Raw genomic sequence first — 26,907 nt, forward strand, 5'->3', positions numbered from 1 at the left:
GCACACCACACAAACCACACACACAACACACACCACACGAAGGGATCGACCATGACGACACACACCCGCCGCGACCTGCTGTGCCGGCTTGGCGCCGGCCTGGCCCTGGGCGGCACCGCGCTGGGCGCGGCGCCGGCGCGGGCGCAGTCACTGCCTGCCCCCTCCGCCTCGTCGGCCGATGGGGCGGCGCGGCTGGTGTTCGGCATCCCGCCGGGTGCGGCCGGCACCATGCTGGCCCAGGCCATGATCGCGCAGCTGGCGCCGCGCTACGCCCCGCCGATCCGCCTTGAACATGTGCTGGGCCGCGAGGCGCGGCGCTCGGCCGAGGTGGTCAAGGCCGCGCGGCCCGATGGCAACACGCTGCTGCATGCGCAGTCGGCGCTGGTGACGCTGTTCCCGTCGATCTACCGCGAGCTGGGCTATGCCCCGCTGGAGCACTTCACGCCGCTGGCGGCGCTGTCCGAGTACACCTTCATGCTGCTGGTGGGCCCGCGCGTGCCGGCCAGTGTGCGCACCCTCGACGAGTACCTGCGCTGGGTGGGCGACAACCCCGGCTCGCGCCAGGTGGGGGTGATCCTGAAGGGCTCGCAGGGCTGGCTGATGACCCAGCAACTGGTGCGCGACCGCGACGCGCCGCTGCTGCCGGTGGGCTATGCCGGCACCACGCCGGTGGTCAACGAGTTGCTGGGCGGTGGCCTGGCAGCGGGCATCGTCGTCACCGGCAACGCGCGCGAGGCGCTGGCCGATGGCCGGCTGCGTGCGCTGGCGGTCAGCAGCGCGCAGCGCTGGCTGGGCATGCCCGACACCCCCAGCTTCGCCGAGCAGGGCCTGAAGGACCTGGTGATGACCGGCTGGTACGGCTGGTTCGGCCCCGCCGGCATGCCCGACGACCTGACCGGTCGGCTGCGCACGGCCATCGGCGAGGCGCTGGCCACGCCCGAGCTGGCGCAGACCTTCGAGCGCCTGGCGATGCGCCCGCTGCGCGCCACGCCGGCCGAGATGCGCGAGCGCATCGTCAACGAAACCCGTGTGTATGCCGAGGCGGTGCGGCAGGCGCGTCTGAACCGCATCTGAGCCGCCGCCCGACGGTGCAGTCCCTGCCGGAGGGGCATCCGGTGTGCAGCAGAAGACGACAGGAGCATGAGATGAGCAGCATCGACCGGCGCGAGAGCCTGCGCCGCCTGGCCGCCCTGGCCCTTCCCCTGACCAGCGGGGTCAGCCTCCGGGCGCATGCCCAGAGTGCGGCAGGTGACGGCGGACAGATCGTCTACGGCTTCAGCGAGGGCGGCGTGGCCACCGCCATCGGCAACAGCCTGGCCGAGGCGCTGTCGGCGCCGCCGCTGGGGCGCATGGGCTTTCGCCACATGCCGGGCTCGGGCGGCCGGCTGGCGCATGAGCTGGTCAAGCGAGCCGCGCCCGATGGCCGCAGCCTGCTGTATGCCTCGTCGAGCTCGCTGACGCTGATGCCCCACCTGTTCCGCAAGCTGGGCTACACGCTCGAGGACTACCGGGCGGTGGCGCCGTTGTACGAGTTCACGCGCTCGTTCACCGTCGGGCCGCGGGTGCCGGCCGCGGTGCAGACGCTGGACGACTATGTGCGCTGGGTGCAGCAGGACCCCACGCAGGCCATCTATGGCGTGCCGGCCATGGGCTCGGCCTCGCACCTGGTGGGCATGCTGGTCTCGCGCTCGCGCAACCTCACGCTGCGGCCCAATGCCTACCGTGGCTCGGCCTCGCTGATCAAGGACTTGGTCAGCGGCGCGGTGCCGGCGGGCCTGACCATCGTGGGCCAGAACCTCGACGACTTCCGCAGCGGCAAGCTGCGCAGCCTGGGCGTCAGCAGCGCCGAGGCCTGGCCCGGCCTGCCCAGCGTGCCCACGCTGCTGCAGCAGGGCGTGGCCGACTGCGCCATCGTCGAGTGGCACGGCCTGCTGGGGCCGGCCACGCTGCCGCCCGAGCTGGCCCAGGCCATCCAGTCGCGCGTGGCGCAGTACCAGTCCAGCGACGCGGTGCGGCGGCTGGCCGAGGCGCAGTCGCTGCGCATGGTGAACCTGGCGCCGCAGGACTTTCACGAGTACGTGCAGGCCGATGCCACGCGCTGGGCGCGCATCGTGCAGCAGACCCGCTTCACCGCGCAGGAGTGAGCCATGGCCAACGACCATGACGACTGCACGGCCGCCGCGGCTGTGGACGCCGGCCGCCGGCGCTGGGTGGCGGGCCTGGGCGGCGCGCTGCTCGGCGTGACCGCCGTCGCGGCCGGCACGCCGGTGGCGGCCCAGGGCGAGGAGCGCAGCACGCTGCTGTACGGCTTTCCCAGTGGCGGGCCGGCCACGGCGCTGTTGGACAGCTTCGTGCCGGCCATGAAGGGCCGCTACCAGCCCGAGCTGGCGGCGGCGGTGCGCTACCTGCCGGGCAATGCCTCGCGCGTGGCCATCGAGGCGCTGCGCAAGGCCCCGCCGGACGGGCGCCAGATGCTGATGGCACCCAGCTCGGTGCTGACGCTGCTGCCGCAGCTGGCCGGCGGCAGCAGCGATGCCGTGCTGCGTGACCTGGCGCCGGTGGCGCCGCTGGCCAGCTTCACGTTCTGCCTGGCGGTGGGGCCGCGCGTGCCGGCCAGCGTGCGCAGCTTGGCCGACTTCCAGGCCTGGCTGCGCGACAACCCGCAGCAGGCGGTGCTGGGCGTGCCGGGGCTGAACACCGGCGCGCACCTGCTGGGCACGGCCTTCGCGCGGCGCCTGGGCACGGGGCTGCAGTTCACGGCCTTCCAGGGCACGCGGCCGCTGCTGGCCGATCTGGAGGCCGGCACCATCCCGGCCGGCATGGTGATCGTGGGCGCGGCGCCCGAGGCCTTTGCCGCCGGGCGGCTGCGCGGCCTGCTGGTGACCAGCGAGGCCCGCTGGCCCAGCGTGCCCGACTGGCCGACCGGGCGCGAACTGGGCCTGATCGACACGCCGCTGGTCGAGTCCTTCGGCCTGTACGTGCACCGCGACACGGCGCCCAGCCGCATCGAGGCCCTGGCCGAGGCCGTGCGCGGCGCGCTCACCGCCGCGCCGATGCGCCAGACGGTCGAGCGCCTGGCGATGCGCCTGCCGGCGCCCGACATCACGCCGGACGACTTCCGCTTCGCGCTGCTGGCCGAGAGCCAGGGCTGGGGCACCCTGCTGGCCAGCGGCGAGATGCAGAAGTACCGCTGAACCGGCCGCCGGCGGTGCGCAGCCTCAGTCGCGCCCGCCGGCGTAGGGGTCGTGCAGGCCCAGGCCGGTGAGGATCTCGGTCTCGTAGGCCTCCATCTCGGCGGCATCGGCGTCGCTGGTCTCGTGGTCCCAGCCCTGGGCGTGCAGCGTGCCGTGCACCAGCAGGTGGGCGTAGTGGTCGGCCACGGCCAGGCCCAATTCGGCCGCCTCGCGCTCCACCACGCCGGCGGCCAGCACCAGGTCGGCCATCACCACCGGCTCCTGCGTGTAGTCGAAGGTCAGCACATTGGTGGCGTAGTCCTTGCCGCGGTAGTCGCGGTTCAGCGCCTGGCCTTCCTCGTCGCCGACGATGCGCACGGTGATCTCGGCCGGCGCCGCCAGCGCCGCGCGGATCCAGCGCGCCACCTTGTGCCGCGGCAGCAGCGCGCGGTGGCGCGGATCGGCGAATTGCAGCGACAGGGTCAGTTCCGGACGTGCCATGTCATGCCCCCTTGCCGTTGGTGCCCGGCTTGGCCGCCTCGTAGGCCTCGACGATGCGCGCCACCAGCGGGTGGCGCACCACGTCGGCCGCGGTGAAGCGGGTGAAGGCGATGCCGCGCACGCCGTCCAGCACGCGCGCCGCGTCCACCAGGCCGCTGGGCATGCCCTTGGGCAGGTCGATCTGGCTCACGTCGCCGGTGACCACGGCGCGGCTGCCGAAGCCGATGCGGGTCAGGAACATCTTCATCTGCTCGGGGGTGGTGTTCTGCGCCTCGTCCAGGATCACGAAGGCGTGGTTCAGCGTGCGCCCGCGCATGAAGGCCAGCGGCGCGATCTCCAGCTGGCCCTTCTCGAACGCGGCCTGCACGCGGTCGAAGCCCATCAGGTCGTACAGCGCGTCGTACAGCGGGCGCAGGTAGGGGTCGACCTTCTGCGCCAGATCACCGGGCAGGAAGCCCAGGCGCTCGCCGGCCTCCACGGCCGGGCGGGTGAGCACGATGCGCTGCACGCCGCTGCGCTCCAGCGCATCCACGGCGCAGGCCACGGCCAGGAAGGTCTTGCCGGTGCCGGCCGGGCCGATGCCGAAGCTGATGTCGTGGCTGAGGATCTGGCGCAGGTACTGCACCTGGTTGGGCGTGCGGCCGCGCAGGTCGCTGCGCCGGGTGTGCAGCACGATCGATTCGGCATCGGGCGTGGTGACCACCGGCGCCTCGGGCTCGGCCGCCGCCGCGCGCGGCGCCACCTGGGCGTGGACCTCCACCAGCGCCAGCTGCAGCGCCTCGGCGGCGATGGGCCGGGCCGCGCGCTCGTACAGCGACTGCAGCAGCGCCATCGCGCGGCTGGCCGCGGGCTTGTCGCCCTCGACGCGGAAGGCGCCCCCGCGGCGGCTGATGCGCACCGACAGCGCGTCCTCGATGGCGCGCAGGTGCTCGTCGAACGCGCCGCTCAGATGGGCCAGGCGGGCGTTGTCGGTGGGTTCGAAGACGTGGCGCAGGATCACGGGGCGGGCTGGCAGGGCAGGGCGGTGCGGGGTGAGGATTCTCCAACGAACCGCCGCGCCAGGCCGCTGCCGGCCACCGGAAGGCCCGTGGGGCTGCCCCACAATCGGCGCCATGCATGCCGTGATCCTGCCGTGTCGGGCGCCCGCTGGGCGTGTGTTCGGTCCGTCCCGCCCGGCCCGGCCCCAGCCACCCCAGCCTGGTACGCAGCCGGGTTCGCAGCGCTGGCAGGGTCTGTGGCGAGGGTTGCTGGTGCTGCTGGTGCTGCTGTGGCTGTGCGTGGCCGGCCTGGGCGCGGCGCAGGCCGAGGTGCTGGTGCTGCGCCAGGCCCTGGCCGCGCCGGGCGCCGGTGTGCAGCCGCCCGACTGGTCTGCCGCCAAGACCGTGGTGCTGCCCGACGACTGGGCCGAGCATCCCACCGGCGCACTGGGTGAACGCTGGTACCGCCTGGGCTTCGACGGCGCCCAGTTGCGCCAGCTGATGCCCGACCAGGCGCCCGGCGGCGGCGCCCTGCATGCGCTGTATGTCGAGCGCGCGTGCAGCGTGCTGCAGGTGCGGGTGAACGGCCACCTGGTGCACGACGGCGGCCGCTTCAGCGAACCCGTCAGCCGCCACTGCCACCACCCGCAGCTGGTGGCCGTGCCCGACGCGCTGCTGCTGCCCGGGCAGAACAGCGTGGAGCTGCGCGTCAAGGGCTACGACCTGCCGCTGGTCAGCTCGCGCCAGCGTGTGGGCGGGCTGTCGGTGGTGGAGTTCGGCAGCCATGCGGTGCTGGCCGGCCACCATGCGCGGCGCGCGCTGTTCGCCGTGCGCCTGCCCGAGGTGATGAGCGGCACGCTGCTGCTGATGGGCGGCCTGATGTTCGTGATGGGCTGGTTCAACCGCGCGCAGAGCTACCTGGCCTACTTCGGTGCGCTGATGGTCGGCTGGGCGGTGCTGCTGGCGCGGCTGTGGGCGTCCGACCTGCCGTTCAGCAACCGGCTGGCCGAGCTGGGCCTGGCCGCGCTGATGGGCTTCATCACCTGGGCCTCGGTGCAGTTCCTGCTGCGTTACGTGAACCGCCGGCTGGGCTGGGTGAACGTGGCCCTGCCGCTGCAGCTGCTGCTGATGTGCGGCACGCTGCTGATCGCCGGGCCGCAGAACCTGCACTGGGTGTCGGGCCTGTGGTTCGTGCTGCTGGCCATGCAGGTGCTGGCCGCGGCCATCTACTACCTGGCACGGGCGCAGCAGCACCGCAGCCGCCAGCTGTGGCCCATGGCCGGCCTGCTGGTGGTGGTGGGCGTGGCGGTGCTGGTGCAGGCCACCACCATCCTGGCGCAGCTGGACAGCCGCATCGGCTACGTGGCCGAGCTGGTGCCGCCGCTGGCCTTCATCGCGATGGGCCTGCGCCTGGTGCAGCAGTTCGGCCGCGCCTTCCAGAGCAGCGAGCAAAGCCGTGCCGAGCTGGAGGTGCGCATCCGCGAGGCCACGGCGCAGATCGAGCGCAACTTCTCGCAGCTGGCCGAGTTGAAGGTGGAGCAGGTGACCGACCGCGAGCGCAAGCGCATCGCCGCCGACCTGCACGACGACCTGGGCGCCAAGCTGCTGACCATCGTGCACACCAGCGAGAGCGACCGCATCGCCACGCTGGCGCGCGAGGCGCTGGAGGAGATGCGCCTGTCGGTGCGCGGCCTCACCGGCAAGCCGGTGCGGCTGTCGGACGCCTTCGGCGACTGGCGCGCGGAAGTGATGTCGCGGCTGACGCAGTCGGGCATCCAGGGCGAATGGAGCGCGCCGCACGACGACGAGACGCCGCAGACCCTGTCGTCGCGCGCCTATGTGCAGACCACGCGCATCCTGCGCGAGGCGGTCAGCAACATCATCAAGCACAGCGGGGCCTCGCAGTGCAGCGTGCGCTGCTCGATCGCCGACGGCGACTTCCAGCTGATCATCCAGGACAACGGCCAGGGCATCCCGGTCGAGCTGGACGGCCGGCTCGACAAGGGCCACGGCATGGCCAGCATGAAGGGCCGCGCCAAGCAGTTGCAGGGGCAATGCCTGGTCGAGTCGAGCCCCGGTTACGGAACCGTGATACGCCTCACACTGCCGCTGGATCGGCACCTCACGTCCGCGTGAACCCGCTGTTACGATGAATTGCCCCCCGTACAAAGGGGGGCTTGTCGCCTTGCCGTTGCCGGAACACCGCCGTGATGAACCAGATCCTGCTGCTCGAAGACCTGCCTGAAATCCGCGCCTGGCTCAAGAGCCTGGTGCTGCAGGTGTTCCCCGGTGCGCGCATCACCGAGTGCTCGCGCGTGCACGACGCGCTGCAGCAGGTGCAGCAGCTGCGCTTCGATCTGGCACTGATCGACCTGGGCCTGCCCGACGGCAGCGGCACCGACGTGGTGGCCCGCCTGCGCGACCTGCAGCCCGATGCGCAGAGCGTGGTGGTCACCATCCACGACGACGATGAGCACCTGTTCCCCGCGCTGCAGGCCGGCGCCTACGGCTACATCCTGAAGGAGCAGCCGCGCGAGCTGATCACCGAGCAGCTGCAGCGCATCAGCCAGGGCGAGCCGCCGCTGTCGCCGTCGATCGCGCGCAAGGTCATCAAGTACTTCGCCGCCCAGGCCAAGCCGCAGGCCAACGCCATGCCCGATGTGCAGCTGACCGAGCGTGAGAGCGAGGTGCTGCTGCGCGTGGCCAAGGGCTTCACGCTGCCCGAGATCGGTGTGCAGCTGGGCCTGTCGCGCCACACCATCGCCGACTACGTCAAGCAGATCTACCGCAAGCTCAACGTGAGCTCGCGCGCCGAGGCCGCGCTGGAGGCGCAGCGCCTGGGCCTCTTCCGCCGGTAACTGTCTGCCCCGGTCGCGGGGTACCGCGCCCACCCCCGAGGGGTTCGCGGGCCGGCTTGGGGCGGCCCGGCGCTCGCCCCGCGCCCTACGACGCCACCTCAGCTGGCTACACTGCCTGCATGATCGGACGGCTCAGCGGCACGCTGGCGGAGAAGGCTCCGCCGCAGGTACTCATCGATGTCAACGGCGTCGGCTACGAGGTCGATGTGCCGATGTCGAGCTTCTACAACCTGCCGCCGCTGGGCGAGCGCGTGGTGCTGCTGACGCACCAGGTGGTGCGCGAGGATGCGCACCTGCTCTACGGCTTTCTCACGCACGATGAGCGCTCGGCCTTCCGCCAGCTGATCCGCATCACCGGCATCGGGCCGAAGATGGCGCTCAGCCTGCTGTCGGGCCTGAGCGTGGCCGAGCTCACGCAGGCCGTGGCCCAGCAGCAGGTTGGCCGGTTGGTCAAGGTGCCGGGCATCGGCAAGAAGACCGCCGAGCGCCTGTTGCTGGAGCTGAAGGGCAAGCTGGGGCCCGAGCTGGCACTGGCCGGCGGCGCGGCCGTGGCCAATGACGCGCAGGCCGACATCGTGCAGGCGCTGATCGCCCTCGGCTACAGCGAGAAGGAAGCCGGCGCGGCGCTGAAGACGCTGCCGCCCGACATCGGCGTGTCCGAGGGCATCAAGGCGGCGCTGAAGGCCTTGTCGAAGTGAGCCCTGCGCGCAGCTGAGCCTCGCCGGCCGACTTGCGCCACAATCACTGGATGGGCATCCAGACCGACGACTTTGCCGCACCGCCCGCGCCGCGGGTGGTGAGCGCCAGCCGCACCTCGCCGCAGGAAGAGGCGCTGGAGCGCGCGCTGCGGCCCAAGCTGCTGCAGGAATACATCGGCCAGGCCAAGGCGCGCGAGCAGCTGGAGATCTTCATCGGCGCGGCGAAGAAGCGCGACGAGGCGCTCGACCACGTGCTGCTGTTCGGCCCGCCGGGCCTGGGCAAGACCACGCTCAGCCACATCATTGCCGCAGAACTTGGCGTGAACCTGCGCCAGACCAGCGGCCCGGTGCTCGAGAAGCCCAAGGACCTGGCGGCGCTGCTGACCAACCTCGAGAAGAACGACGTGCTCTTCATCGACGAGATCCACCGGCTCAGCCCGGTCGTCGAGGAGATCCTGTACCCGGCGCTCGAGGACTACCAGATCGACATCATGATCGGCGAGGGCCCGGCGGCGCGCAGCATCAAGCTCGACCTGCAGCCCTTCACGCTGGTGGGTGCCACCACCCGCGCCGGCATGCTGACCAACCCGCTGCGCGACCGCTTCGGCATCGTGGCGCGGCTGGAGTTCTACACGCCGGCCGAACTGGGCACCATCGTCAAGCGCTCGGCCGAGCTGCTCACCGTGCCGATCCAGGCCGAGGGCGCGTTCGAGATCGCCCGCCGCTCGCGCGGCACGCCGCGCATCGCCAACCGCCTGCTGCGCCGCGTGCGCGACTACGCCGAGATCAAGGGCGACGGCGTCATCACGCGCCAGATCGCCGACAAGGCGCTGCAGATGCTGGACGTCGACCCGGAAGGCTTCGACCTGATGGACCGCAAGTTCCTGGAGGCCGTGGTGCACCGCTTCGACGGCGGCCCGGTGGGCCTGGACAACGTGGCCGCCGCCATCGGTGAAGAGCCCGGCACCATCGAGGACGTGATCGAGCCCTACCTGATCCAGCAGGGCTACCTGCAGCGCACGCCGCGCGGACGCATCGCCACGCTGGCGGCGTACCGGCACCTGGGCGTGGCGCCGCCGCAGTCGGGCGGTGGGCTGTTCGACGCCAGTTAACGACGAGAGCTGGTGCCCAGGTATCGGCGGCGCCAGAAGAAGCCGCCCAGGGCGACCGCAATCACCACCATCATGCCGCCGGCGATCCACACGCCGGTGCCGGTGTGGATCAGCGGCAGGCCGTCGAAGTTCATGCCGAAGAAGCCGGTGATCAGGTTCAGCGGCAGGAACACCGCGGTCAGCACGGTCAGCGTGCGCATGATGTCGTTGGTGCGGTGGCCCAGCGCCGAGAAGTGCAGCTGCACCGCCGTTTCGGCCGATTGCTCGAGCCGGCGCACATGGGTCAGCACGCGCTCGATGTGCTCCAGCACGTCGCGGGCGCGCACGCGCAGCAGTTCGCGCTCGCGGCGCGCGGCGGCGTCGTCGGCATCGGGCCAGTCGTCCAGCGCGTCGATCCATTCCTGCACCGCGCTGCGCTGGTCTTCGCAGGTGTCTTCCAGCAGGTGCAGGCGGTTGCGCGAGTCCAGCAGCACCTGCCAGTCGTGGAACTGGCTGTGCGCGTCCAGCAGCAGCTGCTGCAGCTGGCCCAGCTGGCGGGTGAGCAGGCGCCGCAGGTCCAGGTAGCTGTCGACCATGTGGTTGGCCATGCGCAGCATCAGGTCGGCCGGGCTGGTGGGCAGCCGGGCGCTGCGCATGTCACCGCCATGGCCGGCGGCCAGCGCGGCCAGGCGCTGGGCGAAGTGCTCGCGCACGGCGCAGTCGGCCGGGTGCACGGTGAGCAGCACGCGGTCGAACACCGCAAAGCCCACCGGGCTGGTGTCGATGGCCGGCAGCACCGGGCGCTGGCCATTGGCGGCGGCCACCTCGGCGTCGGGCGTGCCCTCATCCGGCGCGGCGGCCAGGCGCCGGAACACCAGCAGGTCGTACCACGAGGTGTAGTCGAACTGGCTGGGCAGCTGCTGGTTCAGCAGGTCGGACACATGCAGGCCCACCAGCGTGCCCACGCCCCAGCGCTGCAGGGTCTGCTGCAGCAGCGGCAGCGCGGCCTCGAAGCCCGGCCGCGCGCAGCCGATCCACACGAAGCCCTCGGCCGGCAGCTGGCCGGGCAGTGCATCGAGCTCGGTGAACTGCTCGCCGTGGATGTGGAAGATGCGCATGCCCGGCTGGGTGAGCAGGATCAGCTGCCGCGGATCAAGCGCGCCGCATCCAGCGCGAAGTAGGTCAGCACGCCGTCGGCGCCGGCGCGCTTGAAGGCCAGCAGGCTTTCCATCATCACCGCGTCGTGGTCCAGCCAGCCGTTGGCGGCGGCGGCCTTGAGCATCGCGTACTCGCCGCTCACCTGGTAGGCGAAGGTGGGCACGCGGAACTCGTCCTTCACGCGGCGCACGATGTCGAGATACGGCATGCCGGGCTTGACCATCACCATGTCGGCGCCCTCCTGCAGGTCCAGCGCCACCTCGCGCAGCGCCTCGTCGCTGTTGCCGGGGTCCATCTGGTAGACCTTCTTGTCGGCCTTGCCCAGGTTCTTGGCGCTGCCCACCGCGTCGCGGAAGGGCCCGTAGAAGGCGCTGGCGTACTTGGCGCTGTAGGCCATGATGCGGGTGTGGATGTGGCCGCCGGCCTCCAGCGCGTTGCGGATCGCGCCGATGCGGCCGTCCATCATGTCGCTGGGCGCCACGATGTCCACGCCGGCCTCGGCCTGCACCAGCGCCTGCTTGGTCAGCATGGCCACGGTGGGGTCGTTCAGGATGTAGCCGGTGTCGTCCAGCAGGCCGTCCTGGCCGTGGCTGGTGAAGGGGTCGAGCGCCACGTCGGTCAGCACGCCCAGCTGCGGAAAGCGCTGCTTCAGCGCCCGCACCGCGCGCGGCACCAGGCCGTCGGGGTTGGTGGCCTCCACGCCGTCGGGCGTCTTCAGGCTGGGGTCGATCACCGGGAACAGCGCGATCACCGGCACACCCAGCGCCACGCACTGTTCGGCCACGCCCAGCAGCCGGTCGATCGACAGGCGCTGCACGCCGGGCATGCTGGCCACGTCCTGCACCTGGTTGTCGCCGTCCAGGATGAACACCGGGTAGATCAGGTCCGACGGGTGCAGCCGGTGCTCGCGCACCATCTCGCGGGTGAAGGCGTCGCGGCGCAGTCGGCGCGGGCGGCTGGCCGGAAAGGGCGGCGGGGTGTGCATGGGGCGCTCCTGGGCAATCCTGGGGGAGGAAACGGGTCGTCGTCGAGCCGGCAAGCGTAGCGGCAAATCGCGGCCCGGCCGGCACCGGCCCGGTGCAGGCCCTGCACCGCGGCGCGCACCGGTCGTGTCCGCCACGGGGCGTGTGGCCGGAAAACTGCGAACTTTTCACGCTGGCGGGCTTGGCAGTCCGTCCGAATTTGCTAATATTGAAAGTGAGCAAGGGCCGAAAGGTCCGGGCTCCCTGCTTTTCCTCCCTGAGCAGGTGCCTTGGCGTTGAACGCAATGACAAGGCTTGCCACCCCGGCCCACGGCCGGGGTTCTTTTTTTCCGGCCGCCATAATCGCCCGATGAGTTCTGCGCTGCTCTGGGTCAAGGCCTTCCACATCGTCTTCGTGGCCAGCTGGTTCGCCGGCCTGTTCTACCTGCCGCGCATCTTCGTCAACCTGGCGATGGTGCCGGCCGACAGCCATGCCGAGCGCGAGCGTCTGCTGCTGATGGGGCGCAAGCTCTACCGCTTCTCCAACCTGCTGATGGTGGTGGCGCTGGCGCTGGGTGTGTGGTTGTGGCTGGGCTTCGGCATCCACCGTCTGGCCGGTCAGTACTGGCTGCACGCCAAGCTGCTGCTGGTGCTGGGCGCCATCGGCTACCAGCATGTGTGCCGCGCGCACCTGCGCCAGTTCGAGGAACTGGCCAACCGGCGCAGCCACCGCTGGTACCGGGTGTTCAACGAGCTCACGGTGCTGCTGTTCGCGGCCATCGTGGTGCTGGCCGTGGTGCGGCCGTTCTGATGTCGCACCCGTTGTCGCACCGGCCGGGCTGAGCGCGCACACCGCATGCGGGGCCGCCATGTCAGCACCGCGGTGCCGCTGGCGCTGGCCTGGGCGGCCACCGTGGTGTACGCCAGCCTGTTTCCGTTCGCGGGCTGGCGCTGGCCGGCGGCGCTGAGCGTGCTGGACATGCTGCGCCTGCCCTGGCCGCGCTATTTCATCCCGTTCGACATCACCAGCAACCTGGGCGGCTACCTGCCGCTGGGCCTGCTGGTGGCGCTGGCGCGGCTGCGCCATGGCGCGGGGCGCTGGTCGGCGCTGGCCGCAGGGGGGCTGGCCGGTGCGGCGCTGTCGTATGCGCTGGAGGTGATGCAGCACCTGCTGCCGCAGCGCGTGCCCTCGCTGCTGGACTGGGCCCTGAACACCGCCGGCGCCGCCGCCGGTGCGCTGCTGGCGGTGCTGCTGGCGGCGCTGGGCCTGCTGCGCGGCTGGCAGGCCACGCGCGAGCGCTGGCTGGAGCGCGGCCAGTCTGGCGCGGTGGCGCTGCTGCTGCTGTGGCCGCTGGCGCTGCTGTTCCCCACGCCGGTGCCGCTCGGCCTGGGCCAGGTGGGGGGCGCGCTGCGCGAGTGGCTGTTCGACCTGCTGACCGATGTGCGCTGGGCCGATGCCATCACCAACTGGCTGGATTCGGCCGCCGAGCCCAGCGAGCGCCTGTCGCCGCTGGCCGAGAGCCTGGCGGTGGCGCTGGGCCTGCTGGCGCCCTGTCTGCTGGCCTATGCGGCGTCGCGCCGTGGCTGGCGGCGGCTGGGTCTGGCGCTGGCGGTGGCCGGGCTGGCGGCGGGGGCGACGACGCTGTCGACCACGCTGAACTTCGGCCCCGACCACGCGCTGGCCTGGGCCACGCCCGACACCCTGGTGCCCGGCGCCGTGGGCCTGGGCCTGGCGGCGGCGCTGGCCTGGCTGGGCGCGCGCGCGGCCGCGGCGCTGGCTTTGGTGGTGCTGACCAGCCTGGTGATGCTGGTGCACCTGGCGCCCACCGACCCGTACTTCGCACAAAGCCTGCAGGGCTGGGAGCAGGGCCAGTTCATCCGCTTCCACGGCCTGGCGCAATGGCTGGGCTGGCTGTGGCCCTATGCGGCCCTGGCCTGGCTGCTGGGGCGTCTGGGCGGCGCACCCGCAGCGCGTGGATGAGCGACGGCCGGCACCCGGCCTGGGGTCAACCCTAAAATCCGGCCATGAGCTATTACCGCCACCATGTGTTCATCTGCCTGAACCAGCGCAGCAACGGCGAGGCCTGCTGCGCGCAGCAGGGCGCGCAGGCGGCGTTCGACCACTGCAAGGCCAAGGTCAAGGCCGAAGGCCTGGCCGGCCCGGGCGGCGTGCGCGTCAACAAGGCTGGCTGCCTGGACCGCTGCGCCGGCGGGCCGGTGGCCGTGGTCTACCCCGAGGCCGTCTGGTACACCTTCGTCGACAACGCCGACATCGACGAGATCGTCGAATCGCACCTGAAGAACGGCCGCGTGGTCGAGCGTCTGGTGCTCCCCGCCGACGTCGGCCGATGAACCGTGACACCCAGCTGCTGACGATCGCCGGCCCGGCCGGCGCGCTGGCCTGCGCCATCGACGAGCCGCCGGCCGAGGCGCGCGTGGACGGCGCGCCGCGCGGCGTGGCCGTGATCTGCCACCCGCACCCGCTGCACGGCGGCACCATGGACAACAAGGTGGTGCAGACCATCGCCCGCGCCGTGCTGCAGCTGGGCTTTCGCGCCGTGCGCTTCAACTTCCGCGGCGTGGGTGAGTCGTCTGGCACCTACGACGACGGCCGCGGCGAGACCGACGATGCACTGGCCGTGGTGGCCGCGCACCGCCAGGCCGGCGTGCCGCTGTGGCTGGCCGGCTTCTCGTTCGGCAGCTTCTGCGCCGCGCAGGCCGCCGCCCGCCTGGCCGAAGCCGGCACGCCGGCCGACCGGCTGGCGCTGGTGGGCCCGGCGACCAGCCGCTTCGCGCTGCCTGCCGTGCCGGCCGACACCGTGGTGGTGCATGGCGAGGCCGACGAGGTGGTGCCGCTGCAGGCCACCTTCGACTGGGCGCGGCCGCAGGCCCTGCCCGTCACCGTGCTGCCGGGCGTGGGCCACTTCTTCCACGGCCAACTCACGCTGCTGAAGACCGTGCTGGTGCAGGCCCTGCGCTGAGCCGGCGCCCCGAACTGAACTTTGCACCCGCGCGGCGGGTCATGCCCTGAGTCATCCGGCCGCGCCTGGGCGCGGCCCGTACCCTTCCTCCTGCCCCGATCCCGATGAAACGACTGATTGCCTTCGTGCTGTGCGCCGCCAGCATGGTTGCCGCCCTGGCCCAGACCCCGCCGCCGCCCGAGGTGGCCGCCAAGAGCTGGCTGCTGCTGGATGTCACGGCCGACCAGGTGCTGGGCGAGCGCGATGCCGACGCGCGCGTGGATCCGGCCTCGCTGACCAAGCTGATGACCGCCTGGCTGGCCTTCGATGCGATCAAGGCCAAGAAGCTGTCGCTGACGCAGACGCTGCCGGTCTCGGTGCGCGCCTGGAACGAGCGCAAGGGCGGCGGTTCGCTGATGTTCATCGACACCACGATGACGCCTACGGTCGACGAACTGCTGCGCGGCATGATCATCGTCTCGGGCAACGACGCCGCGGTGGCGCTGGCCGAGGGCGTGGGCGGCACGCTGGACCAGTTCGTGGCCATGATGAACCGCCAGGTGCAGGCCTGGGGCCTGAAGAACACGCAGTTCAAGAACGTCACCGGCCTGACCGAGGCCGGTCACTACAGCAGCGCGCGCGATCTGGCCATGATCGCCGCCCGCGTGGTGCGCGACTTCCCCGAGCAGTACGCGGCCTACTACGCCCAGCGCAACTACACCTACAACAACATCAAGCAGGACAACCGCAACATGCTGCTCGGCCGCGACCCCACGGTCGACGGCATGAAGACCGGCTACACCGATGCCGCCGGCTACTGCCTGATCGCCAGCGCCCAGCGCGACATGGCCAACGGCAAGCGCCGCCTGGTCAGCGTGGTGCTGGGCACGGCGTCGCGCGAGGCGCGCGCCAGCGAGAGCCACAAGCTGCTGAACTGGGGCTGGACGGCCTGGGACGCGGTGCGCCTGTTCGAGCCCGGCAAGGCCGCTGCCACCGTGCCGGTGTGGAAGGGCAAGGCGCCCACCGCTGCGCTGGGTGCGGCCCAGGGCATCGTGGTGGCCGTGCCCAAGGGCGAGGGCGACAAGCTCAAGACCGTGGTGCAGCGCACCGACCCGCTGGTGGCCCCGCTCGCCAAGGGCCAGCGCGTGGGCTCGCTGGAGGTCAGCACCGCCACCGGCGCCAAGGTGGCCAGCGTGCCGCTGGTGGTGATGGAGGCCGTGCCCGAGGCCGGCCTCTTCGGCCGCGCCTGGGACGCGATCCGTCTCTGGATCAAATGATGTCGCGGGCACTTGGGCTAATCTGGCCGCATCCGTCCGGACCCTGAACCGAGGATCGCCATGACCGAGCTGCCCGCCACCCTGTGCCACCTGAACGGCCGCCTGCTGCCGCTGCGCGACGCCACCGTCTCGGTGCTCGACCGCGGCTTCATCTTCGGCGATGGCGCCTACGAGGGCATCCCGGTCTACGGGCGCCGCATCTTCCGCTTCGACGAGCACATGGCGCGGCTGTCGCGCAGCCTCGACAAGCTGCGCATCCCAAACCCGCACCGGCCCGAGCAGTGGCTGGCGCTGCTGCGCGAGTTGATCGCCGCCCAGCCGGCCGACGACCAGATGCTGTACCTGCAGGTCACGCGCGGCGTGGCGATGCGCGACCACGTGATGCCCGAGGGCCTGACGCCCACGGTGTTCGCGATGGCCAATCCGCTGAAGTCGCCGTCGGCCGAGCAGCGCCATCACGGCGTGGCCTGCATCACCGCGCGTGATCTGCGCTGGCAGCATGGCGACATCAAGAGCACCAGCCTGCTGGGCAATGTGCTGGCGCGCCAGCAGGCGGCCGACCACGGCGCGGTGGAGACCGTGATGTTCCGCGACGGCTGGCTCACCGAGGCCTCGCAGAGCAATTTGTGGGTGGTGCACGAGGGCGCGCTGCTGGGCCCGCCCAAGAGCGAGCTGCTGCTCGAAGGCATCCGCGCCGAGCTGCTGCACGAGCTGTGCGAGGAGGTGGGCATCGCCTTCAACCGTCGCCCCATCGCCGAGGCCGATGTGCGCGCTGCCGACGAGCTGCTGCTCAGCTCGGCCAGCAAGGAGCTGCTGCCCGTCACCCGGCTGGACGGCGAGCCGGTGGGCCACGGCGCACTGCGCGGCAAGCCGGGCCCGGTGTACGCCCGGCTGTTCGAGGCCTACCAGCGCGCCAAGCGCGAGCAGTCGGTCTGAACACAGGTCTGAACATTGACAATCCGGGCGGCGCCACCATCTGCGCGCCATGCACCGAGACACCGCCATGCCCGACATCCCGCCCGAACAATCGCTGATCGAGTACCCCAGCGCCTTTCCGATCAAGGTGATGGGGGCGCATGTCGAGGGCTACGTCGAGGCCATCACCGCGGTGGCGCTGCAGTTCGACCCCGGCTTCGATCCGGCGACGATCGAGCACCGGCCCAGCAGCAGCGGCAAGTACCTGGGGCTCACGATCACCATCACCGCCACCAGCCGCGAGCAGCTCGACGAGCTGTACCGCACGCTGAGCACGCATCCGATGGTCAAGATCGTCCTCTGACGTCAGCGCCCTCAGGCCGATGCTGATCAAGCCCCTGGGCCGCCGGCCCTATGCCGACACGGTGGACGCGATGCGCGCCTTCACCGAGGCGCGCACGCCCGACACGCCCGACGAGATCTGGCTGGTCGAGCACGACCCGGTGTTCACCCAGGGCCTCTCAGGCAAGCCCGAGCATGTGCTGGACGCTGGCGGCATCCCGGTGGTGCCCACCAACCGCGGCGGCCAGGTCACGTACCACGGCCCCGGACAGGTGGTGGCCTACCCGCTGATCGACCTGAAGCGCCTGGGCATCTACGTCAAGGAATACGTCTACCGGCTCGAAAGCGCCGTGCTCAAGGTGCTGGAGGCCCGCGGCGTCACCGGCCACCGCGTGGCGGGCGCGCCGGGCATCTACGTGCGCCTCGATGACCCGTTCAGCCACGCCATGCTCACCGGGCCGATGCCGGCCGACGACCCGTTCCGCGGCCTGGGCAAGGTGGCGGCGCTGGGCATCAAGGTCAGCAACCACCGCACTTACCACGGCGTGTCGCTGAACGTGGCGATGGATCTGTCGCCCTTCACGCGCATCAACCCTTGCGGCTATGCGGGGCTCGCGACAGTCGACCTCGCTACACTCGGCGTCCCCGCCGACTGGGCCACGGTGGCGGCGCAACTGGGCGACCGGCTGGCGTCGCAGTTCACGCCCTGATCCCCGCAGATCCGGCCCGCTCTCTCTCGAAAGAATTCCCCGATGGCCACCGACAAGGTCGTGCACCAGGCGCAGGACAGCGCCACCTACGACGCCAGCGCCAAGCAGAAGGCCCAGGCCAAGACGGCGCGCATTCCCATCAAGGTGGTGCCCGCCGAGGTGCTGAAGAAGCCCGAGTGGATCCGCGTCAAGGCCGGCAGCCCCAGCACGCGCTTCTACGAGATCAAGAACATCCTGCGCGAGCACAAGCTGCACACGGTGTGCGAGGAGGCCTCGTGCCCCAACATCGGCGAGTGCTTCGGCCACGGCACGGCCACGTTCATGATCATGGGCGACAAGTGCACGCGCCGCTGCCCGTTCTGCGACGTGGGCCACGGCCGCCCGGATCCGCTGGATGCCAGCGAGCCGGCCAACCTGGCCAAGACCATCGCGGCACTCAAGCTCAAGTACGTGGTCATCACCTCGGTCGACCGTGACGACCTGCGTGACGGCGGCGCCGGCCACTTCGTCGAGTGCATCCGCCAGGTGCGCGAGCAGTCACCCGCCACGCGCATCGAAATCCTGGTGCCCGACTTCCGTGGCCGCGACGACCGTGCGCTCGAGATCCTGAAGGCCGCGCCGCCGGACGTGATGAACCACAACCTTGAGACCGTGCCGCGCCTGTACAAGGAAGCGCGCCCGGGCTCCGACTACGCCTTCAGCCTGAACCTGCTGAAGAAGTTCAAGGCCCTTCATCCCGATGTGCCGACCAAGAGCGGACTGATGGTGGGCCTGGGCGAGACCGACGAGGAGATCCTCGAGGTGATGCGCGAGATGCGCGCCCACGACATCGACATGCTCACCATCGGTCAGTACCTGGCGCCCAGCGGCCACCACCTGCCGGTGCGCCGTTATGTGCACCCCGACACCTTCAAGATGTTCGAGGCCGAGGCGCAGAAGATGGGCTTCACCCACGCCGCCGTGGGCGCCATGGTGCGCAGCAGCTACCACGCCGACAAGCAGGCCGCCCAGGCCGGGGTGGGCGGCGCGGGCTGATCAGGCGGCTTCCGCGAGCAGCTTTTCCACCAGCGCGTGCAGCGCCTCGAAATCGGGCTTGCCGACGTAGCGCTTGACGATCTCGCCGCGCTTGTTGATCAGGAAGGTGGTGGGCGTCAGCTGCACCGGACCGAACTGCTTGGCCACCTCGCCGGTGTTGTCGATCGCCACGCCGAAGGGTAGCTTGCGCGAGGCGGCGAAGTTGGCCACGTAGGCCGGCGGGTCGTAGCTCATGGCCACGGCCACGGTCTGGTAGCCGCGGCCCTTGTACTTCTCGAAGGTGGCCACGATCTCGGGCATCTCGGCCACGCAGGTGCTGCAGCTGGTGGCCCAGAAGTTCACCAGCACCACCTGGCCCTTCAGATCGGCCAGGGCCTGCTTCTGGCCATCGAGCAGCGTGTAGGCCACCGGTGGCGCCGGGCTGCGCTCGGCGCTGCTGGGGGCCAGGGCCAGCCAGCCCCCGATGGCGGCGGCCACCAGCACGGCGGCGGTGGCAAGATGGCGTCGGGCAATCAGCATGGGAGGCCTCGGATGAAACGGCGTGATTTTACGGTCGGGCTCATCGTGCCCGTGCTCGGGCTGTGTGATCCGGCGCGGGCCGGCGGGTTCAATGAATCCGAGGCGGCGCAGGGCATCCGCAGCGCGCTGCAGCGCGGCGCCGAGCTGGCCGTGGCCTCGCTGGGCAAGACCGACGGCTTCCTGGGCAACCCGCTGGTGAAGATTCCGCTGCCCGGCGTGCTGAAGGACGCGGCCCGGTTGCTCGAGGCCACCGGCCAGCGCAGGAAGGTGGACGAGCTGGTCACCGCGATGAACCGCGCCGCCGAGCAGGCCGTGCCCAAGGCCAAGACCCTGCTGGTCAGCACCGCCCGGTCGATCACCGTCGACGACGCGGTGAAGATCGTGCGTGGCGGCGAGACCTCGGTCACCGACTACTTCTCGGCGCGCACGCGCGAGCCGCTGTCGGCGCAGTTCCTGCCCATCGTCACCCAAGCCACCGAGAAGGTGGCCTTGGCCGACAAGTACAACGCCGTGGCGGGCAAGGCCGGCCAGCTGGGCCTGCTGAAGGGCGACGACACCAACATCCAGCGCTACGTGACCGCCAAGGCGCTGGACGGGCTGTACCGGCTGATCGGCGAGGAGGAGAAGAAGATCCGCCGCGACCCGGTGGGCACCGGCAGCGCCATCCTGAAGAAGGTGTTCGGCTGAACGCCGCGGGCGCTCAGCGCGGCCGGGACAGCGCCATCACCAGCACCGCCGGCAGCGTGTGGCGCAGGCCATCGGCGCCGACGCGGGCCACCGGGCCGGCCACGTCGTAGTCCTGCCCGCTGGGGGCGATCTCGACCAGGGCCACCGGCCTGGGCGCATGGGCCAGACGGTTCAGCAGCAGCTGCAGCGCATCGCCGGCAAAGCCGGCCTCGTAGATCAGCGCCTGCGGCATGCCGTCGTCGCAGTAGTCGCGCGCGGCCGCCACGCTGCCCACGTAGTCGATGAACAGGTCGTGGCCGCGCAGGGCCTCGCGCACCAGCTGGCGCACCTCGCGCTGCGCCGCCACCACCAGCACCTGGCTGCCGGCCACCAGCGTGGCGGCATGGCCGATGCCGGCGGGCACCGCCGATGCGGCGCCTTCCACTGTGGGGTTCAGCGTGTGCGGGAATTCCAGCGTCAGCGTGCACTGCGTGGCGTCCAGCTCGCGCAGCACCAGCACGCCGGCCACATGGGCCGCGTACTGCAGCAGCAGCCAATCCAGCGAGTCCAGTGCGGCCACGTCGCGCGCGTCGGGCGGCGTGTCGGCCAGGTCGGCGGGCCGGTAGGCGAACCGGCAGCCGATGCGCGCGCGCACCGGCCAGGGCTTGAGGTCCAGCGTCCAGTCCAGCGCCGAGCGGGTGAGCCCGGCGGCCCAGTCGGTGGCGGCGCGCAGCAGGCGGTGCAGCAGCGGCGCGTCGCCCATCACCTCCAGCGTGGCCAGCAGGTGGCGGTGCGCGGGCGCCTGCACGCCGGCCTCGGCCGTCTGGTCGGCGATGGCCGCACGCAGCACTTCGGCCAGGTCCACGCGCTCGATCTCGGGATGGGCCCGCCCATCGATGAAGCGGGCGATCTGCTGGCCGCGCAGGCCGGCCGTCCGCGCCAGCCGGATCTCGTCGCGCAGCGCCAGCAGGCTGGCGCGGTCGATGCGGCCGTGGGTGGCCAGTGCGGTCACGCGTTCGAGCGCCTGGGTCAGCGGCCCGGCCACCTCGGCCGCCAGGCGCGCCACCACATCGCCCAGGATCAGGCTGTCGTTGTCGCTGGCGGCGGGCTGGGTGGACGGCGCTTGGGGCATGGCGGGGACGCTAGCACGGACCGTTCCGGCGACCCTGTGGCGACGGTGAAGCTGCGGCGCGCCGCCCGGCCCGGACGGCGCTTGCGTGACACGCATCACAGCACAGGGGCCACAGCGCGCGCCGGGATAATCCGGGCCATGCCGCCACGCCGCCCGCCCACCGTTCGCCGATCCCTGTTCGCGGCCGCCGGCCTGGCGCTGCTGGCCGCGGCCTGCGGCCCGGCGCTGGACTGGCGGCTGGTGCAGCCGCCCGGCTGGTCGCTGGCGGCCACGCTGCCCTGCCGCCCGGACACCACCGAGCGCCGCGTGCCGCTGGCCGGTGCGCCGGTGGCGCTGGGCCTGTGGTCGTGCCAGGCGGGCGATCACATGTTCGCCATCGCGTCGGCCGATCTGGGGGATCCGGCGCGCGTCGGCCCGGCGCTGCAGGCGCTGGGCGCCGCGGCGCGCGCCAACATCGGCGCGCAGCTGCAGTCCGAACAGCCGGCCCAGGTGCCGGGCATGACACCGCACCCCGATGCGCGCCTGCAGCGCCTGGTCGGCCGCCGGCCCGACGGGCAGCCCGTGCGCTCGCAGGTGCTGGTGTTCGCCTATGGCGCGCGGGTCTACCAGGCCACCGTGCTGGGGCCGCAGGCCGGCGATGCGCAGGCCCGGCCGCTGTTCGAATCGCTCGGGGTGCGGCCTTGAGCGGCCCGTCGGCCGGCGCGCCACGGGTTCCGCCCTCGGCAGCCCCGGCCGCGCGGCCGGGCGTGGGCGCGGTGGTGGCGATGTTCCTGGCCTTCGCCTTCGCCTACTTCTTCTCGGCCCTGCTGCGGGCGGTGACGGCCACACTGGCACCGGTGTTCAGCGCCGAGCTGCAGCTGGCCGCCGGCCAGTTGGGCCTGCTGGCCGGGGCCTACTTCCTGGGCTTTTCCAGCATGCAGCTGCCGCTGGGCAGCGCGCTGGACCGCTGGGGCCCGCGGCGCGTGCTGCTGGGCTTTCTGGCCGTGGCGGTGTTCGGCTGCGCGGCCTTCGCGCGGGCCCAGGGCCTGGTCGAGCTGATCCTCGCGCGGCTGCTGATCGGCGTGGGTGTGGCGGCCTGCCTGATGGCGCCGCTGACCGCTTTCCGCCATCACCTGTCGGCCGCGGCCCAGCTGCGTGCCAACTCGTGGATGCTGATGACCGGCTCGCTGGGCATGCTGGCCTCCACGCTGCCGGTGCAGTGGCTGCTGCCGCTGACCGGCTGGCGCGGCCTGTTCTGGCTGGTGGCCGGCTTGCTGCTGCTGTCGATGGGCCTGCTGACGCTGGCCGTGCCGGCGGATCGCGTGCGGGCGGCACCCGGGGCGGCGGATGCGGCCACCGGTGGTGCCGCCGATGGGGCCGCCGCGCCTGCGGGCGAGCCCGCCCCGACCGCCGGCTACAGCGCCGTGTTCCGCCATCCCGCCTTCGTGCGTGTGGCGCCGCTGGGCGTGGCGGTGTATGGCGGCATGGTGGCCATGCAGTCGCTGTGGATCGGCCCCTGGCTGACCCAGGTGGGCGGTTGGGCGCCCGCACAGGCGGCCCAGGGGCTGTTCGTGGTCAACCTGGCGATGCTGCTGGCCTTTCTGTGCTGGGGGCTGGTGATGCCGCGTCTGATCCGCGCGGGCTGGGCCGGCGAGCGCCTGATCGCGGCAGCCTGGCCGCTGGGGCCGCTGTGCCTGGCCTGGATCCTGTGGCGCGGCGCCGATGCCGGCGCCGGCACCTGGGCGCTGTGGTGTGTGCTGACCAGCGTGGTCACGCTCAGCCAGCCCGCGGTGGGCCAGGCCTTTCCGCCCAGCCAGGCCGGGCGGGCGCTGTCGGCCTTCAACCTGATGATCTTCGTCGGCGTGTTCGCCGTGCAGTGGGGGCTGGGCCTGGCCATCGATGCGTTGCGCGCGGCCGGCTGGCCGGTGGGCCAGGCCTACCGGCTGGCCTTTGCGGCCTTCCTGGTGCTCACGGTGCTGGCGGGGCTGTGGCTGAACCTGTTGCGCTGGCGCGCCGGCGGTGCCCTGCGGTCAGACCCGCCACCAGAGGCGCGGCCAAGGCGGTGAATAATGCAGCCCGAAAGCCCCCGCGCATGACCACCGGCCTGTTCATCATCGCCCACGAGCCGCTGGCCAGTTCGCTGCGGGCCACGGCCTTGCATGCCTTTCCGGACAGCGCCGGCGCCATCGCCGCCTACGACGTGCCGGCCGGCCACGACACCGAACGCTACCTGCACGATGCCGAGGCGCTGATCGCCGCGATGCCCACCGTGGAGACGCTGATCCTCACCGACGTGATCGGTGCCACGCCGGCCAACCTGGCGGCGCAACTGGTCAAGCAGGGCCGGCGCCGCGCGCTGGCCGGCGTCAATGTGCCGATGGTGTGGCGCGCCCACACCAATGCCCATCTGTCACTGGACGATCTGTGGACCAAAGCGCGCGACGGCGCGCTGGCCGCGGTGCAGCCGGTGGTCACTCCGCCGCCCCAGAACCAGGCCCAGAAGGCCAGCGCCCATGCTTCGAACGACCGTCACCATCAGCAATAAGCTGGGGCTGCACGCCCGCGCCTCGGCCAAGCTCACCAAGCTGGCCGGCAGCTTCCGCAGCGAGATCCACCTCAGCCGCAACGGCCGGCGCATCAATGCCAAAAGCATCATGGGCGTGATGATGCTGGCCGCCGGCCTGGGCAGCGAGGTCGAGATCGAGACCGATGGCGCCGACGAGCAGGCCGCGATGGACGGGCTGCTGGCCCTGATCAACGACAAGTTCGGCGAAGGCGAGTGAGCCGGGTTCAGCCCAGGAAGTGCCGCCGGTAGCGTGCCGGCAGATCATCCAGGCGCATCAGCATCGGCAGATCGGCGGTGTTGAAGTCGGGATCCCAGGCCGGGGCCCCGAGCACCTGGGCGCCGCAGCGCAGATAGCCCTTGATCAGCGGCGGTGTGTCCACCGGCCGGCCGTCCAGCGCCAGGTGTTCCACCGGCAGTGGCAGGTGCGGCCGCACCTGCAGCGCGGGCGGCGCCAGGTGGGTGCTGCGCAGTTGCTGCCACAGGCTGGCGGCGGCGTGGCCGCCATCGCGCATGCCCACGCTGGCACAGCCCACCATGGTGCCCAGGCCGTTGCGCTGCATGAAGGCCGCGAGCGCGGCCCACAGCGCCATGATCACGCCGCCGCTGCGCCAGGCCGGGTCCACGCAGGAGCGGCCCAGTTCCACCAGGTCCTCGCGCAGATGGGCCAGCGGTGCGAGGTCGAACTCCGATTCGCTGTACAGACCGCCGGCGCGGCGCGCGGCGGCCGGCGTCAGCACCCGGTAGGTGCCCACCACCTGCGCCGGCTGGTCCCAGCGGCCGACGGTGCGCACCAGCAGGTGCTCGCAATGCGCGTCGAAGGCGTCGACGTCCAGGCCCTCTGGGGTGCCGTCCGGCGTTGCCAGGCTGGCGCCCATCTCCTCGGCGAACACGCGGTAGCGCAGCCGCTGCGCGGCCTGCACCTCGTCGGCGTGGCGGGCCCACAGCACCTCGATCGGTGGCTCGGCCGGTGCGGGCCGGGCGGGCCGGTCGGTGGCGAGCGGGGCGGGGGCGTGCAGCGTCAGGTCCATGGCACCGGCAGAAGTGGTTGGCGTCGCCGGCGATGCTGCGGTGCGGCGATGACCGACCGGTGACTGCGCCATGACCGTTGCGTGATGCCGGCGGGCCCATCCGGCTGGTCTGACGCGTCGGGTCAGCGGGCGCTGCTACATTGCCATGTCATGAGCATCCAGATGTTCGGCCTGCCCGTGTCGCGCGGTGTGGCCATCGGTCGCGCCGTGCTGGTCGATTCCAGCCGGGTGGATGTGGCGCACTACTTCGTCGAGCCCGAACGCACCGGCGCCGAGATCGACCGCCTGCGCCACGCCCGCAACACCGTGGCCGAGGAACTGGGCACCCTCAAGCGCGACCTGCCCGCCGAGGCGCCCACCGAGCTGGCCGCGCTGCTCGACGTGCACCTGATGCTGCTGCACGACCCCATGATCACCGAGGCGCTGCGCCAGTGGATCGAGGTGCGACACTACAACGCCGAATGGGCCGTCACCGCGCAGACCGAAGTGCTGGTGCGCCAGTTCGACGAGATGGACGACGCCTACCTGCGCGAGCGCAAGGCCGACATCGAGCAGGTGGCCGAGCGCCTGCTGCGGGCGCTGTCGCGCGAGGGAGGCGGCCTGCCGCAAGTCACACAGCCTGGCGACTTCGGCGGCGAGGATCCGCTGGTGCTGGTGGCCAATGACATCGCACCGGCCGACATGCTGCAGTTCAAGGGCAGCGTGTTCACCGGCTTCGTCACGGACGTGGGCGGCCGCACCTCCCACACCGCCATCGTGGCGCGCAGCATGGACATCCCGGCCGTCGTCGGCGCGCGCGAGGCCAGCCGCCTGGTGCGCCAGGACGACTGGCTGATCATCGACGGCGACACCGGTGCGGTGCTGATCAATCCGTCGCCCATCGTGCTGGAGGAGTACCGCTTCCGCCAACGTCAGAGCGAGCTCGAACGCGCGCGGCTGCACCGCCTGCGCCACACCCCGGCCGTCACGCTCGACGGTGCGCCGGTGGAACTGCTGGCCAACATCGAGATGCCCGGCGACGCACCCGCCGCGCTGGAAGCCGGCGCGGTCGGCGTGGGGCTCTTCCGCACCGAGTTCCTGTTCATGAACCGGGGCGGCGCACTGCCCGACGAGGACGAACAGTTCGAGGCCTACCGTGCGGCGGTCGAGGCGATGAAGGGGCTGCCGGTCACCATCCGCACCGTGGACATCGGCGCCGACAAGCCGTTGGACCGCATGTCGCTCACCGAGCTGCGCCACGAGCACGCGCTGAATCCGGCACTGGGCCTGCGCGCCATCCGCTGGAGCCTGGCCGAGCCGGCCATGTTCCGGCAGCAACTGCGTGCCATCCTGCGTGCCAGCGCCTACGGCAAGGTGCGCGTGCTGGTGCCCATGGTGGCGCATCGCCGCGAGGTGCAGGCCATCGTCGAGGCCCTGGAACGGGCCAAGCAGCATCTGCGCGAGGCTGCCGTACCCTTCAATGACGTGGAGCTGGGGGCGATGGTCGAGGTGCCGGCGGCCGCCATGGTCATGCCGATGCTGTTGCAGCACTTCGACTTCGTCTCGCTGGGCACCAACGACCTGATCCAGTACACGCTGGCCATCGACCGTGCCGATGAAAGCGTGGCCCATCTCTACGACCCTTGGCACCCGGCCGTGCTGAAGCTGATCGCCGATGTGATCAGCGCCGCCAATGCCGCCGGCAAGCACGTCTCGGTCTGCGGCGAGATGGCGGGCGACACCGCCTTCACCGAACTGCTGATCGGCATGGGCCTGCGCAGCCTGTCCATGCATCCCAGCCAGATGGCGGCCGTCAAGCAGCGCGTGCTGCGCATCGACAGCCAGCGTGTCGGACGGCTCGTGCCGTCGGTGCTGCAGTCACCTGATCCGGCGTCCGCCTGGCAACAGGCGATTGCAGTGCCTGCCCGCAGCGCCCTGAACTGAGCCCGACGCGGACGCTGACAAGAGCACCGCCAGCGGCTGGTGCAGCGGCCAGCGGCGCGAGACCCGCAACCCGCACGCCCTCGGTGCAATCCGCTCCGACGGCGGGCGGGAAGCCCGCGCGGCAACTTTTTTCGCGCGAGGGTTTACACGCACCCAAAGACCGTGCCAGAATGCGAGGCTCGACGGGACGCAGACCTGCAACGCCAAACGGCAGCAGCGAAGCAGAACGAAAAAACCAAGCGGTTGACAGGGTCTTTAATTCGACACATAATCCCGCTTCTTTGCTGATGACAAGTCAGCGCGCTGCGAAGCGAAGCTCTTTAACAACACACAGCCGATAAGCGTGGGTGTTTGAAGGCGAGTGCCAAGTGTCGCAAGACACGAGGTCGCAAGACTTTAAATGCTCATGGAAGTGAAGTTCACTTCAATTCTTTGAG

General features: G+C 71.4%; 29 protein-coding genes. 22 read left to right on the forward strand and 7 right to left on the reverse strand.

Translation table 11 applies throughout. The features are described from left to right. Positions 1–51: 51 nt before the first annotated feature. The 3 genes from AACH10_RS05230 to AACH10_RS05240 all read left to right on the forward strand — a co-directional run bounded on the left by AACH10_RS05230 (position 52) and on the right by AACH10_RS05240 (position 3,194). Complete coding sequence (locus tag AACH10_RS05230) at positions 52–1,074, forward strand: tripartite tricarboxylate transporter substrate-binding protein (protein WP_341409314.1); 1,023 nt, start codon at positions 52–54, stop codon at positions 1,072–1,074. A gap of 71 nt (positions 1,075–1,145) precedes the next feature. Continuing rightward, positions 1,146–2,144, forward strand: a complete 999-nt coding sequence (locus AACH10_RS05235; protein ID WP_341409315.1) for a tripartite tricarboxylate transporter substrate-binding protein — start codon at positions 1,146–1,148, stop codon at positions 2,142–2,144. 3 nt (positions 2,145–2,147) lie between these two features. Then, positions 2,148–3,194 (forward strand): tripartite tricarboxylate transporter substrate-binding protein, encoded by a 1,047-nt coding sequence (locus AACH10_RS05240; protein WP_341409316.1) that lies wholly within the window; start codon positions 2,148–2,150, stop codon positions 3,192–3,194. A 24-nt stretch (positions 3,195–3,218) separates the two neighbouring features. Here AACH10_RS05240 and ybeY read toward each other — a convergent pair whose 3' ends face one another. Both ybeY and AACH10_RS05250 read right to left on the reverse strand, forming a co-directional pair. Continuing rightward, on the reverse strand, positions 3,219–3,674 hold the full coding sequence (gene ybeY, locus AACH10_RS05245) for an rRNA maturation RNase YbeY (protein ID WP_341409317.1): 456 nt from the start codon (positions 3,672–3,674) through the stop codon (positions 3,219–3,221). Between the two features lies 1 nt (position 3,675). After that, a complete protein-coding gene (locus tag AACH10_RS05250; protein WP_341409318.1) occupies positions 3,676–4,674 on the reverse strand; it encodes a PhoH family protein in 999 nt (332 codons plus the stop codon). A 250-nt stretch (positions 4,675–4,924) separates the two neighbouring features. On the opposite strand from AACH10_RS05250, the gene AACH10_RS05255 reads away from it, so the two are divergent. The 4 genes from AACH10_RS05255 to ruvB all read left to right on the forward strand — a co-directional run bounded on the left by AACH10_RS05255 (position 4,925) and on the right by ruvB (position 9,319). Beyond that, entirely contained in the window at positions 4,925–6,787 is a 1,863-nt protein-coding gene (locus AACH10_RS05255) for a sensor histidine kinase (protein WP_341409319.1), read from the forward strand. A gap of 74 nt (positions 6,788–6,861) precedes the next feature. Further along, complete coding sequence (locus tag AACH10_RS05260) at positions 6,862–7,509, forward strand: response regulator (RefSeq protein WP_341409320.1); 648 nt, start codon at positions 6,862–6,864, stop codon at positions 7,507–7,509. Positions 7,510–7,628: 119 nt separating this feature from the next. Continuing rightward, complete coding sequence (gene ruvA / locus AACH10_RS05265; RefSeq protein WP_341409321.1) at positions 7,629–8,207, forward strand: Holliday junction branch migration protein RuvA; 579 nt, start codon at positions 7,629–7,631, stop codon at positions 8,205–8,207. A 50-nt stretch (positions 8,208–8,257) separates the two neighbouring features. Then, entirely contained in the window at positions 8,258–9,319 is a 1,062-nt protein-coding gene (ruvB, locus tag AACH10_RS05270) for a Holliday junction branch migration DNA helicase RuvB (RefSeq protein WP_341409322.1), read from the forward strand. Here ruvB and AACH10_RS05275 read toward each other — a convergent pair. After that, complete coding sequence (locus tag AACH10_RS05275; RefSeq protein WP_341409323.1) at positions 9,316–10,416, reverse strand: magnesium transporter CorA family protein; 1,101 nt, start codon at positions 10,414–10,416, stop codon at positions 9,316–9,318. The genes ruvB and AACH10_RS05275 overlap by 4 nt on opposite strands. Positions 10,417–10,436: 20 nt before the next feature. Continuing rightward, on the reverse strand, positions 10,437–11,441 hold the full coding sequence (gene hemB / locus AACH10_RS05280; protein ID WP_341409324.1) for a porphobilinogen synthase: 1,005 nt from the start codon (positions 11,439–11,441) through the stop codon (positions 10,437–10,439). A gap of 359 nt (positions 11,442–11,800) precedes the next feature. Here hemB and AACH10_RS05285 point away from each other — a divergent pair, with 359 nt between their 5' ends. From AACH10_RS05285 to lipA, 9 genes are all read left to right on the forward strand, one after another. Continuing rightward, a complete protein-coding gene (locus AACH10_RS05285; RefSeq protein ID WP_341409344.1) occupies positions 11,801–12,229 on the forward strand; it encodes a CopD family protein in 429 nt (142 codons plus the stop codon). 45 nt (positions 12,230–12,274) lie between these two features. Further along, positions 12,275–13,399, forward strand: a complete 1,125-nt coding sequence (locus AACH10_RS05290) for a VanZ family protein (protein ID WP_341409325.1) — start codon at positions 12,275–12,277, stop codon at positions 13,397–13,399. 44 nt (positions 13,400–13,443) lie between these two features. Next, complete coding sequence (locus AACH10_RS05295) at positions 13,444–13,770, forward strand: (2Fe-2S) ferredoxin domain-containing protein (RefSeq protein WP_341409326.1); 327 nt, start codon at positions 13,444–13,446, stop codon at positions 13,768–13,770. Beyond that, entirely contained in the window at positions 13,767–14,399 is a 633-nt protein-coding gene (locus AACH10_RS05300; protein WP_341409327.1) for an alpha/beta hydrolase, read from the forward strand. Before AACH10_RS05295 ends, AACH10_RS05300 begins: the two co-directional genes overlap by 4 nt. Positions 14,400–14,503: 104 nt before the next feature. Continuing rightward, positions 14,504–15,655, forward strand: a complete 1,152-nt coding sequence (locus tag AACH10_RS05305; protein WP_341409328.1) for a D-alanyl-D-alanine carboxypeptidase family protein — start codon at positions 14,504–14,506, stop codon at positions 15,653–15,655. Between the two features lie 60 nt (positions 15,656–15,715). Further along, complete coding sequence (locus AACH10_RS05310; RefSeq protein ID WP_341409329.1) at positions 15,716–16,591, forward strand: D-amino acid aminotransferase; 876 nt, start codon at positions 15,716–15,718, stop codon at positions 16,589–16,591. A 67-nt stretch (positions 16,592–16,658) separates the two neighbouring features. After that, complete coding sequence (locus tag AACH10_RS05315; protein WP_341409345.1) at positions 16,659–16,934, forward strand: YbeD family protein; 276 nt, start codon at positions 16,659–16,661, stop codon at positions 16,932–16,934. A gap of 19 nt (positions 16,935–16,953) precedes the next feature. Further along, the gene (gene lipB, locus AACH10_RS05320) at positions 16,954–17,622 is read left to right on the forward strand and encodes a lipoyl(octanoyl) transferase LipB (RefSeq protein ID WP_341409330.1); all 669 of its coding nucleotides are present in this window, start codon (positions 16,954–16,956) and stop codon (positions 17,620–17,622) included. Between the two features lie 42 nt (positions 17,623–17,664). Next, on the forward strand, positions 17,665–18,657 hold the full coding sequence (gene lipA / locus AACH10_RS05325; RefSeq protein ID WP_341409331.1) for a lipoyl synthase: 993 nt from the start codon (positions 17,665–17,667) through the stop codon (positions 18,655–18,657). On the opposite strand, the gene AACH10_RS05330 is transcribed toward lipA, so the two are convergent. Further along, a complete protein-coding gene (locus AACH10_RS05330; RefSeq protein ID WP_341409332.1) occupies positions 18,658–19,176 on the reverse strand; it encodes a TlpA family protein disulfide reductase in 519 nt (172 codons plus the stop codon). A 12-nt stretch (positions 19,177–19,188) separates the two neighbouring features. Between AACH10_RS05330 and AACH10_RS05335 the strand changes: the two genes are divergently transcribed. Next, entirely contained in the window at positions 19,189–19,863 is a 675-nt protein-coding gene (locus tag AACH10_RS05335; protein ID WP_341409333.1) for a DUF4197 domain-containing protein, read from the forward strand. A 13-nt stretch (positions 19,864–19,876) separates the two neighbouring features. Here AACH10_RS05335 and AACH10_RS05340 read toward each other — a convergent pair whose 3' ends face one another. Next, positions 19,877–20,974, reverse strand: a complete 1,098-nt coding sequence (locus tag AACH10_RS05340; RefSeq protein ID WP_341409334.1) for a hypothetical protein — start codon at positions 20,972–20,974, stop codon at positions 19,877–19,879. 138 nt (positions 20,975–21,112) lie between these two features. Between AACH10_RS05340 and AACH10_RS05345 the strand changes: the two genes are divergently transcribed. From AACH10_RS05345 to AACH10_RS05360, 4 genes are all read left to right on the forward strand, one after another. Further along, positions 21,113–21,658 (forward strand): hypothetical protein, encoded by a 546-nt coding sequence (locus tag AACH10_RS05345; RefSeq protein WP_341409335.1) that lies wholly within the window; start codon positions 21,113–21,115, stop codon positions 21,656–21,658. A gap of 80 nt (positions 21,659–21,738) precedes the next feature. Further along, positions 21,739–23,019: an MFS transporter gene (locus tag AACH10_RS05350; protein ID WP_423228561.1), complete on the forward strand. Its 1,281-nt coding sequence runs from the start codon at positions 21,739–21,741 to the stop codon at positions 23,017–23,019. A 26-nt stretch (positions 23,020–23,045) separates the two neighbouring features. After that, complete coding sequence (locus tag AACH10_RS05355; RefSeq protein ID WP_341409337.1) at positions 23,046–23,498, forward strand: PTS sugar transporter subunit IIA; 453 nt, start codon at positions 23,046–23,048, stop codon at positions 23,496–23,498. Then, on the forward strand, positions 23,467–23,736 hold the full coding sequence (locus AACH10_RS05360; protein WP_341409338.1) for an HPr family phosphocarrier protein: 270 nt from the start codon (positions 23,467–23,469) through the stop codon (positions 23,734–23,736). Before AACH10_RS05355 ends, AACH10_RS05360 begins: the two co-directional genes overlap by 32 nt. A 7-nt stretch (positions 23,737–23,743) precedes the next feature. On the opposite strand, the gene AACH10_RS05365 is transcribed toward AACH10_RS05360, so the two are convergent. After that, positions 23,744–24,547, reverse strand: a complete 804-nt coding sequence (locus tag AACH10_RS05365) for a GNAT family N-acetyltransferase (protein ID WP_341409339.1) — start codon at positions 24,545–24,547, stop codon at positions 23,744–23,746. Between the two features lie 150 nt (positions 24,548–24,697). On the opposite strand from AACH10_RS05365, the gene ptsP reads away from it, so the two are divergent. After that, positions 24,698–26,470, forward strand: a complete 1,773-nt coding sequence (gene ptsP / locus AACH10_RS05370; RefSeq protein WP_341409340.1) for a phosphoenolpyruvate--protein phosphotransferase — start codon at positions 24,698–24,700, stop codon at positions 26,468–26,470. The last annotated feature ends 437 nt before the right edge of the window (positions 26,471–26,907 follow it).

Origin of the sequence: Pseudaquabacterium inlustre, from assembly GCF_038066595.1 — a bacterium.
In the GTDB taxonomy this organism is placed as follows: domain Bacteria; phylum Pseudomonadota; class Gammaproteobacteria; order Burkholderiales; family Burkholderiaceae_C; genus Pseudaquabacterium; species Pseudaquabacterium inlustre.

What these genes read in the sequence shown, in the direction of transcription:
- AACH10_RS05295 (WP_341409326.1), top strand. Translation starts at nt 13,444, where the DNA reads ATGAGCTATTACCGCCACCATGTGTTCATCTGCCTGAACCAGCGCAGC.
- ptsP (WP_341409340.1), top strand. Translation starts at nt 24,698, where the DNA reads ATGAGCATCCAGATGTTCGGCCTGCCCGTGTCGCGCGGTGTGGCCATC.
- AACH10_RS05290 (WP_341409325.1), top strand. Translation starts at nt 12,275, where the DNA reads ATGCGGGGCCGCCATGTCAGCACCGCGGTGCCGCTGGCGCTGGCCTGG.
- ruvB (WP_341409322.1), top strand. Translation starts at nt 8,258, where the DNA reads ATGGGCATCCAGACCGACGACTTTGCCGCACCGCCCGCGCCGCGGGTG.
- lipA (WP_341409331.1), top strand. Translation starts at nt 17,665, where the DNA reads ATGGCCACCGACAAGGTCGTGCACCAGGCGCAGGACAGCGCCACCTAC.
- ruvA (WP_341409321.1), top strand. Translation starts at nt 7,629, where the DNA reads ATGATCGGACGGCTCAGCGGCACGCTGGCGGAGAAGGCTCCGCCGCAG.
- AACH10_RS05230 (WP_341409314.1), top strand. Translation starts at nt 52, where the DNA reads ATGACGACACACACCCGCCGCGACCTGCTGTGCCGGCTTGGCGCCGGC.
- AACH10_RS05345 (WP_341409335.1), top strand. Translation starts at nt 21,113, where the DNA reads ATGCCGCCACGCCGCCCGCCCACCGTTCGCCGATCCCTGTTCGCGGCC.
- AACH10_RS05315 (WP_341409345.1), top strand. Translation starts at nt 16,659, where the DNA reads ATGCCCGACATCCCGCCCGAACAATCGCTGATCGAGTACCCCAGCGCC.
- AACH10_RS05360 (WP_341409338.1), top strand. Translation starts at nt 23,467, where the DNA reads ATGCTTCGAACGACCGTCACCATCAGCAATAAGCTGGGGCTGCACGCC.
- AACH10_RS05335 (WP_341409333.1), top strand. Translation starts at nt 19,189, where the DNA reads ATGAAACGGCGTGATTTTACGGTCGGGCTCATCGTGCCCGTGCTCGGG.
- AACH10_RS05330 (WP_341409332.1), bottom strand. Translation starts at nt 19,176, where the DNA reads ATGCTGATTGCCCGACGCCATCTTGCCACCGCCGCCGTGCTGGTGGCC.
- ybeY (WP_341409317.1), bottom strand. Translation starts at nt 3,674, where the DNA reads ATGGCACGTCCGGAACTGACCCTGTCGCTGCAATTCGCCGATCCGCGC.
- AACH10_RS05235 (WP_341409315.1), top strand. Translation starts at nt 1,146, where the DNA reads ATGAGCAGCATCGACCGGCGCGAGAGCCTGCGCCGCCTGGCCGCCCTG.
- AACH10_RS05355 (WP_341409337.1), top strand. Translation starts at nt 23,046, where the DNA reads ATGACCACCGGCCTGTTCATCATCGCCCACGAGCCGCTGGCCAGTTCG.
- AACH10_RS05350 (WP_423228561.1), top strand. Translation starts at nt 21,739, where the DNA reads ATGTTCCTGGCCTTCGCCTTCGCCTACTTCTTCTCGGCCCTGCTGCGG.
- AACH10_RS05240 (WP_341409316.1), top strand. Translation starts at nt 2,148, where the DNA reads ATGGCCAACGACCATGACGACTGCACGGCCGCCGCGGCTGTGGACGCC.
- AACH10_RS05275 (WP_341409323.1), bottom strand. Translation starts at nt 10,416, where the DNA reads ATGCGCATCTTCCACATCCACGGCGAGCAGTTCACCGAGCTCGATGCA.
- AACH10_RS05310 (WP_341409329.1), top strand. Translation starts at nt 15,716, where the DNA reads ATGACCGAGCTGCCCGCCACCCTGTGCCACCTGAACGGCCGCCTGCTG.
- lipB (WP_341409330.1), top strand. Translation starts at nt 16,954, where the DNA reads ATGCTGATCAAGCCCCTGGGCCGCCGGCCCTATGCCGACACGGTGGAC.
- AACH10_RS05300 (WP_341409327.1), top strand. Translation starts at nt 13,767, where the DNA reads ATGAACCGTGACACCCAGCTGCTGACGATCGCCGGCCCGGCCGGCGCG.
- AACH10_RS05340 (WP_341409334.1), bottom strand. Translation starts at nt 20,974, where the DNA reads ATGCCCCAAGCGCCGTCCACCCAGCCCGCCGCCAGCGACAACGACAGC.
- hemB (WP_341409324.1), bottom strand. Translation starts at nt 11,441, where the DNA reads ATGCACACCCCGCCGCCCTTTCCGGCCAGCCGCCCGCGCCGACTGCGC.
- AACH10_RS05260 (WP_341409320.1), top strand. Translation starts at nt 6,862, where the DNA reads ATGAACCAGATCCTGCTGCTCGAAGACCTGCCTGAAATCCGCGCCTGG.
- AACH10_RS05305 (WP_341409328.1), top strand. Translation starts at nt 14,504, where the DNA reads ATGAAACGACTGATTGCCTTCGTGCTGTGCGCCGCCAGCATGGTTGCC.
- AACH10_RS05365 (WP_341409339.1), bottom strand. Translation starts at nt 24,547, where the DNA reads ATGGACCTGACGCTGCACGCCCCCGCCCCGCTCGCCACCGACCGGCCC.